At 46.2% G+C, this 8,237-nt stretch carries 7 protein-coding genes; all 7 read left to right on the forward strand.

From position 1 onward, the window contains the following. Positions 1–77 precede the first annotated feature (77 nt). Positions 78–2,279 carry a TonB-dependent receptor gene (locus QMD03_03575; protein MDI6776311.1) on the forward strand — a complete coding sequence of 734 codons (2,202 nt, stop codon included), beginning with the start codon at positions 78–80 and terminating at the stop codon, positions 2,277–2,279. A gap of 127 nt (positions 2,280–2,406) precedes the next feature. Beyond that, positions 2,407–3,390: an ABC transporter substrate-binding protein gene (locus QMD03_03580; protein ID MDI6776312.1), complete on the forward strand. Its 984-nt coding sequence runs from the start codon at positions 2,407–2,409 to the stop codon at positions 3,388–3,390. Continuing rightward, positions 3,374–4,381, forward strand: a complete 1,008-nt coding sequence (locus QMD03_03585) for an iron ABC transporter permease (GenBank protein MDI6776313.1) — start codon at positions 3,374–3,376, stop codon at positions 4,379–4,381. Before QMD03_03580 ends, QMD03_03585 begins: the two co-directional genes overlap by 17 nt. Next, positions 4,372–5,145 carry an ABC transporter ATP-binding protein gene (locus tag QMD03_03590; protein ID MDI6776314.1) on the forward strand — a complete coding sequence of 258 codons (774 nt, stop codon included), beginning with the start codon at positions 4,372–4,374 and terminating at the stop codon, positions 5,143–5,145. Before QMD03_03585 ends, QMD03_03590 begins: the two co-directional genes overlap by 10 nt. Positions 5,146–5,181: 36 nt before the next feature. Next, entirely contained in the window at positions 5,182–6,153 is a 972-nt protein-coding gene (locus QMD03_03595; GenBank protein ID MDI6776315.1) for an FmdE family protein, read from the forward strand. A gap of 72 nt (positions 6,154–6,225) precedes the next feature. Continuing rightward, positions 6,226–7,260 (forward strand): class I SAM-dependent methyltransferase, encoded by a 1,035-nt coding sequence (locus tag QMD03_03600; protein ID MDI6776316.1) that lies wholly within the window; start codon positions 6,226–6,228, stop codon positions 7,258–7,260. Between the two features lie 248 nt (positions 7,261–7,508). Next, positions 7,509–8,237: TonB-dependent receptor plug domain-containing protein (locus QMD03_03605; GenBank protein ID MDI6776317.1), on the forward strand; the 729-nt coding region annotated here is incomplete at its 3' end.

Genomic DNA, 8,237 nt, shown 5'->3' on the forward strand with positions numbered 1-8,237 from the left:
GAGATCACCATTGTCTTTGAATTGACTTAAGAAGAGGTTTTTATTAATCCTTATCAAAGAGGAAAGGAGGAGGTATTGTGTGTGAAGCAAATGCTTATCTGAACACGGAAGAAGGAAAGGAAGAGCTTCTTATGGAGGGGGTAAATATACTTCGGCCCGACAAGGATGGAGTCTATCTACAGAGTATCTTTGGGGAGCAGAAGTTAGTGAAGGCTCACATCAATTCTACAATGAGCGCTTACGATTTGAGAATGAAAAAGAGGAGGTTTAAGATGAGGTCTTTGAAGTTGGTTTTTGTTTTAGTAGCGATTATGGGTCTTTTTTTCTCCCAGGTGAGTTGGGCGGAGGAGAAAGGGGTCAACAAACTGGAGGAGATTGTGGTGACAGCCACAAAATACGAGACTCCGATAAAGGATATACCTGGTTCGGTTACAGTCATTACCTCAGAAGAGATAAAAAACCAGCATCTGCCCAACGGTGATATAGGGGATGTTTTACGTTCGATTCCAGGTATTACCCTCCGCCGCGCATATGCTCCTTTTCCCGCCTATCCCAATATCCGCGGGGTGGGTAGCGACCTGACGGTCATTCTGGTCAACGGTATCCCCACTAACTGGGAAATCACTCAGGCTATACCGCCGGAGAATATTGAACGAATCGAAATTGTTCGCGGACCCGCCTCTGCCCTTTACGGGGCCAATGCCAGCGGCGGGGTAATAAATATAATAACCAAAGAGGGCAAGAAGGAGTTTAAGAGCACCTTCAGCGGGGGATACGGCACCTTCGATACCTATCGTCTTAGCGCTACTGCAAGTGGAGGTTTAGACAAGTTATATTACTCCCTTGCAGTTGCACAAGAAGAATCGGACGGAGAGAACATAGTAACCAATAATGTCGTTCCCGGCATAACGATGGTCGAAAAATGCAGATATGATAAAAAGAGTGTTTCCCTCAATACAAACTATAGATTCAATGGCAGTTCCAGGTTGTCGTTTCTCTATAACTTCTTCAATGATGACTATACCAGAGGCCGTCCCAATGTGGGAGGTGACTGGGACCGGCACTTTGCCAGTCTCATCTATGACCAGAAGCTGGGCGAGAGCTTTGCCTTCAAAGGTTCATTGGGATACCGTTATGATGACCTCTTGCACCGCTATGATTACGGAGGAACCAAGTATGCCGAAAGGCAAAGACGCTATACCGATTATGATGAAACCCCCTTAGAATTACAGCTCACCGGTGACATTGGTTTGAGAAATACCCTGACTGCCGGTTTCTTTTATAATAAACAGACGACCGACCAGGATTTTATCAGTTCTACTACCGGCGCTTCCACACAGCAAAATAGGTACAAGATAAGGACTATTGCGGGCTATCTGCAGGATGTGTGGAAACCGACAGAGTCATCGATCGTCACAGCAGGAGTTCGATATGACAAATGGAAGAACTATGACAATACCTTTACCACCTTTAAGACTAGAAACCCTGAGGACAGTTCCCATGATAATTGGAGCCCCAAGGTCGGGTTAAGGTATAACTTTACAGCGCAGACTTCTATCTGGACAAACTACGGTATGGGCTACATGCCTCCCACTCCTGAACAACTGTATGATGATCGAACGTCCGGGGGGAATCCGAGGCAGCCTAACCCGGATCTCAAGCCTGAGAAGACCCATTCCTGGGAGCTTGGTATGGAGAAATGGTTTGGCGAATCCGTACAGGCCAGGCTCGTTGGTTTTTACAATTACACCGATGACAAGATACTCTCATGGTTTAGTGCGGATAACGTCTGGATGAATAAGAATATTGGGCGTACGCAGTCTTATGGAACTGAATTTGAGATTGCATTACATCCTCTTGAGCACTTGCTGGTGACGGCAAACTATACCTGGAATAAGGCCAAGATCGATGAAAACCCTTCCAAACCGGCACAGGAAGGCAACTGGCTGCCCTTTAGCCCGAAGCATAAGGCTAATCTGGGTGTAACTTATGCTATGGAAAATAATTTTACCGTCAGCGGGTTTGCACGTTATCTGAGCCTTCAGCATACCAATGATGATAATAAAAAATATACCGCTGCAGGAGAAGAGATGTTTATGGACAGTTCATTTGTAGTAGATTTAAAAGCCGTAAAGCATTTGCCTGTTAGATGGGGTTGTCTGAGAAATATCGATCTTTCATTGAGCGTGGATAACGTATTCGATGAGAAATATAGAACCTTCTATGTGTACGAGGACCCGGGCAGGGTATTCTTCGGAGAGGTGAAGTTTACTTTCTAATATCTTCCGTAGTTGAAAAGTCGTACCCTGTTACGTTCAATCAGGCGGTTTCCAGGACAGAAGATAATGTCAGCGCAATACTATGATCAGGTTCCCGAAATTCAAAATCTCGCTACAGTTCTGTAAAGTGATACCTTTAATCTTTCTTGCTGTTGTCTCGTCTGCAGGAAGTTCATATGCTAAGTGCAGAGAGATTGTTGATACCGAGGGGAGAAGGGTGGTTATACCGGAGAAGATTAATAAAGCGGTAATTTTGAGCGGGACCTGTATCGAAACGATATATATTTTGGGGGCTCTGGACAGGGTGGCGGGCATCAGCAAAAGCATAGTCGACAGCGCTTTGTGTAAGTTCATACCGGCTCTGAAAAGAATCCCCGTAATAGCCCAATCGGTACGCAATATAAATATAGAAAGGGTTCTTGCGCTGAAGCCGGATATCCTTGTCACCATAGGGCCGGAACATCCGCTAGGTATGGACAGAAAGACGATAAAGAGGTTGGAGGAATTCGGCATACCCGTCGTCCTGCTGAATCTGGAGAGTCTGGATGAAAACTATTATTCGATTGAACTCATGGGAAAGATCTTTGGAAACGAAAGGCGTGCGGCAGAGCTGATAAACCATATGAAAGGCATCATAGGGGGTATTCAATGTAAATTGAAAAAGATAGACGATACTCGCAGGATCAAGGCATTGTACATCTCCGGAGCCGGACCGAATTATATTGCAGGCGGCTACTGGGGTAAACAGGACATAAGGGTTCTTGCAGGCGCTCACAACGTTGCGGAGGATATAAAACTATTCATGACAACAGTATCCTTCGAGCAGATCAGTATATGGAATCCTGATGTGATTACCATATCCGCCTCTGCAAAATACACGGCAGCGGATGTGATGAATAACCCACATCTTAGGCATATAAATGCAGTCGGACAAAAGAGGGTATACAAACATCCCCGTGAGATAGCCGGACTTTTCACCCCACGTGTTCCTCTTCTGCTTGCATGGCATACGGCGAAGTTTTATCCCGAACTCATGATCGACTGGGCCGATATTACAGATAAATTTTTTAAGAAATTTTACGGAGTCTCGTATCATGACCCGAAAGACTAAAAGTATCGTGTTGTTTTTGCTCTATGCGTCTCCTCTATTTTTCTGTATCCCCTCTGTCTTTTTCGGTCCGTATTCTCTCACCCCTTCAGAAATAGTAGGTCTGATAGGGAAGAGGATCATCTGCTCCGGCCAATCTGTTGCAGAGCAGGCTATCCTGTTTGACATCAGATTGCCGAGGATTATTCTTGCCCTTCTCACAGGGTGTGCGCTCTCAGCATCGAGTGCATGCTTTCAGGCGACCTTCAGAAATCCCCTGGTAAGCGAGTATATCCTGGGGATATCCGCCGGAGCAGCATTTGGCGCAAGCCTCTCCATTGCTACCCTGGGTGACAAACTCCCGGTTCAATTGATGGCCTTTGCAGGGGGCATCGCCGCTGTTCTATTGACCTACGGTATGGCGAGGATCAGAGGAGAGACTCAGGTTCTTTCTCTCGTCCTGGCAGGGATTATAACAAATGCCGTTTTTACCGGAGGAAACTACATCATCAGGTACTTTGCCGAACCGGAACAGTTGCACGTACTTATCGTCTGGCTTATGGGCAGTTTTTCGGCTGCCTCATGGAAAGACGTATCGTATTCAGGGCCGTTTGTTATAGTCGGAACATTCCTTTTATACTTATTGCGATGGCGATTGAATCTCCTGTCAATGGGCGATGAGGAGGCAAAGGCATTCGGCGTGAACACGGAAAAGATGAAGCTGGTGCTGCTCGGTACTGCAACCCTTGTGACAGCGGCGGCAATCAGCGTGGTGGGCATAATCGGCTGGATCGGCCTGATGGTGCCCCATATTGTGAGGTTGCTCATAGGCAGCGATAACCGCAGGGTCTTGCCTGCTTCAGCAACGTTCGGTGCGGCGCTGATGCTTATTGCGGACGATGCAGTAAGGATGGCTAAGGGCGTTGAACTGCCGGTTGGCGTGCTCACGACTATAATCGGTGCGCCCTTCTTTGCCTATCTTATCAGAAAGAGCAGGGGTGGTGTATGGGAATGATTCGGATCAAAGACCTCTGTTTTTCCTATGACCATAGTAAAGACGTACTGAAACATATAAACCTTTCTATCGGGAAGGGAAGGATTATTGTGCTTTTGGGGCCGAACGGGAGCGGTAAAACAACCCTCCTGAAATGCATCAACGCAATCGTGAAACCGACTTCCGGACATATCTATGTAAACGGCACAGACATGAGTTGCATGAAGAGACATGAAATTGCACAACGGATATCCTATGTGCCTCAGGACCACAAGACGTCTTTCCCCTATACCGTACTTGAGTTTATCCTTTTGGGGAGGGCGCCTTATATCGGGATATTTTCAGTACCGGGCAGAAAAGATATTGAGAGGTGTAATGAGGTATTGGATTCTCTAGAAATACACAACTTGTCTGATAGCCTGTATACTGAAATAAGCGGCGGGGAAAGAAAATTAGTCATGATAGCAAGGGCATTGTCTGCATCTCCCGAAATTCTCCTTCTCGATGAGCCAACCGCTCACCTCGACATAAAACATCAGGCAGAGGTCTTAAGGGTAATCAAGACCATGGTCCGTGACAGAGGAACGACAGTGCTTATGACCCTTCATGACCCGAATCTTGCCACACTCATTGCAAACAGAGTGATGCTGTTAAGGGACGGGGAACTATTGAATGAAGGAAACCCGAAAGAGATCATCACACGTGATAACATAAAGAGGATATATGATTGCGAAGTCCTGACCTTTGCATATCAGGATATGGTGTTTATATACCCGGAAACATAAGGTTAACTCAGGGGCTATAAAAAGGAGTGCAGCAAAATGCCTATAAAAAACGAAGAGATACTACGGTCTATCAATAAAAAGGAGGTGGAGTTTATTCAACGGAGGGTAAGGGTGGATTATGACAATAGACTCCAGATCCCTTTGAGCTTTACTTACCAGAACAGGGAGCACAAGGTGACAGGTCTCTTGGGCACCTTTAAAGGTGATTTGTCATCCAGGGATATTACCTATCTTGTGAAGACCCAGGATAAGAATGTATACCTGCTTTATCTCCATTTCCATGATTCTTCGCCCCAGAGTCTTCTGTCTCCATGCCATTGGATATTGGGCTTTCGGGTGTTGAGGGATGAGGAACTGATGTTCTTTTTTAGGGAGGAGAGGAAGATGCTGGTTAATATGGAATTAAAAAGGGTAGCTGATTTCCACGGGCATCTCTGCCCTGATCTTGTGATCGGGTGCAAGGCCTATGAAGTGGCTTTTGAGATACTATCTCGGAAGGAGAACTTAGATGGCGGGCTCATCGTTATCGCCGAGAACACAACGAGCGCCATTGATGCCATCCAGTGCCTTTCAGGATGTACTCTTGGAAATCAGAGGCTGAAAATCCATGACTTCGGCAAACACAAGTACACATTCCTCAATAGCCGAACAGGGCTAGGGGTAAGGCTATCCTTAAGAGAGCAGAGTTTCAGGGATGAACCACAGCATATTGAGTTGGAGGAGAAGGCTAAGAAGGGGGAGGCAACGGTGGAGGATGTTACCTACCTTCAGAGCCTGCTCGATGATAGGGTAAAGAGGCTGTTTTCTCTCAAATACGACGAACTCTTTGAGGCTGTGATGACAACGAGGAAACCACCCCGGACCGAGACATTTACTGACTTTGCCCAATGTCACCACTGCGGGGATCTGGTGCTGAAGTCAAAACTTGTAAACATTGATGGGCTTTTTCTTTGCAGGCAATGTTCTTCTTGTTTGATTCGGTCTTCTACTGATGGTACCCATCATTGAGGTAAGAGAGGAGAGCAAAAGCCTGGGGGATCGGACTAAAGGCATAACATCATCTGATACAGGAGGACCGAGTTGAAGAAGATCCCAAATCCTCAGACTGGCTTTGAGCCAATAAATCAGATAATCAGAGGATACATCCTCACACAGGTATTGTCCACTGCGATGAGATATGGGATATTCTCCAGGCTTGATAAGCCAAAGAGTGCATCTATACTGGCAGAGGAGATATCTACAGAGCCGGCAATAACGGAGAAACTCCTTGAAGTCCTGGTCTCTCTCGATCTGATTTCAAAGGCAGATGGGGGATATGTTAATACTGACTTAGTTCGATCCTTCTTTGTGAAAGACAGCATCTTCTATCAGGGAGATCTGATAGATTTCGTGGTAGATAGCTACCCGTTGTGGTCTCAACTTGACCAGGCCCTGAGGGATGGACATTTACGCAATTCGGTGAAAGGTAAAATGAAAGATACCTTCGATAGAAGGTTTATCATGGCCTCAGCCGAAGCGAGTATAAGGGGGGCGTTGCAGGATATTGTTGAAGTGATAGCAGGGCTTTCCGAATTCAAAGATGCTAAACGGCTTCTGGATTTGGGAGGTGGGCATGGACTTTATTCCATTGCATTTGCTCAGAGAAATCTCTCGCTTCAGGCTGTTGTCTTTGATCTGCCTCCAGTACTGGAAATAAGCCGGAGGTTCATTAAAGATTATGAAATGGAGGGACGGGTCAGTGTAATGGCAGGAGATTATCTTAATGATGATCTGGGAAGTGGATACGATCTCATTTTCATATCCCATTCACTCTTCTACCAACCTCGAGAGATCCTTGAAACTCCTCTGAGGAAGATATACCGTGCATTAAAGGAGAAAGGAGCGCTTGTTATCAATCATTGGGTTCGCCAGAAGGACAGGAATTCTCTTATTTCTTCTCTCTGGGATCTTCGGTTGACCCTTCTCGGCAGTCCCCATTACCTCTATTCAAAAGAAGAATATCTTGATTTGCTGAGAAGATGTGGATTTGTGGAAAAAGATATTCTTCATCCCACCACTTCATCGAGTCCAGCAGAAATTATTGTAGCGAGGAAGGATGGAGGAGAGAAGGAGTGAACTAAATCATTACAGTAGCGATGGAAGGGGGTGACAGGGGGTAAGTAGGAGAGAACAGAGCGAAAAGAGAAAGGGAAGGCAGCCGCCACGGGTAATGGAACAGGCTGCCTTCCCCGGAGAACGGCAGAGGATTCTACCGAGCCCTTTCCTTTTATAGCAGAAAAAGGGGGTATTGTCAATGGTAGTTTCCTCTGTCTTCAGGTTAAGTGCTTAAAGTTATTCGAGAATGAAGAAGAGGAGGTTTTGGAATGAAGAGGGTAAAGTCAGTTGTTGTTTTAGTGAGTATCATGAGTCTTGTCTTCTCGCAGGTGGGCTGGGCAGAGGAGAAAGAGAAAGAAGTCACAAAGCTGGAGGAGATTGTGGTGACGGCCCCACCGACAGAAGCAGTGCCGCCTGCCGCCAGGGTCCCGGCAGTAGTGGAATCGATCACTAAGGAGGATTTTGAAAAGAGAAATGTAGTGGGTACCGACGACATTCTTAGATACCAGCCAGGATTGCATGTGAGAAAACTCATACCCGGCAGTAGCAGCAATCTTTCCATCAGAGGAACTCACAACCAGACGTCAGGAAGAACTTTAGTTTTGGCAGATGAGATGAGGCTGAGCAATTATTTAAGCGTGGCGGCCGGGCCCAAATGGAGCCTGGTGGCGCTCGAGGAGATCGAACGGGTTGATGTGATTTATGGACCTTATTCCGCATTATATAGCGGCAATGCCTTCGGAGGTGTAGTATTCATCACAACCAGGCTTCCTGAAAAAAGGGAAATTTCAGCCAACACATCATACATGTATCATAATTTCAAAGCGTATAAGAGCGACTATGATCTTGACGGTTATACGACACACCTCTCTTACGGTGACAAGTTTGGCAAATTCCGAATCTTTGGCCTATTCGATAGATTGGAAAATGAGTCACAGCCGATCTCGTTCTTTGCGAAATTAAAAAAGGATGGCGCCGCCCCTGTAGGTAATCCAGTA

Source organism: Syntrophales bacterium (assembly GCA_030018935.1).
Lineage (GTDB): Bacteria > Desulfobacterota > Syntrophia > Syntrophales > CG2-30-49-12 > CG2-30-49-12.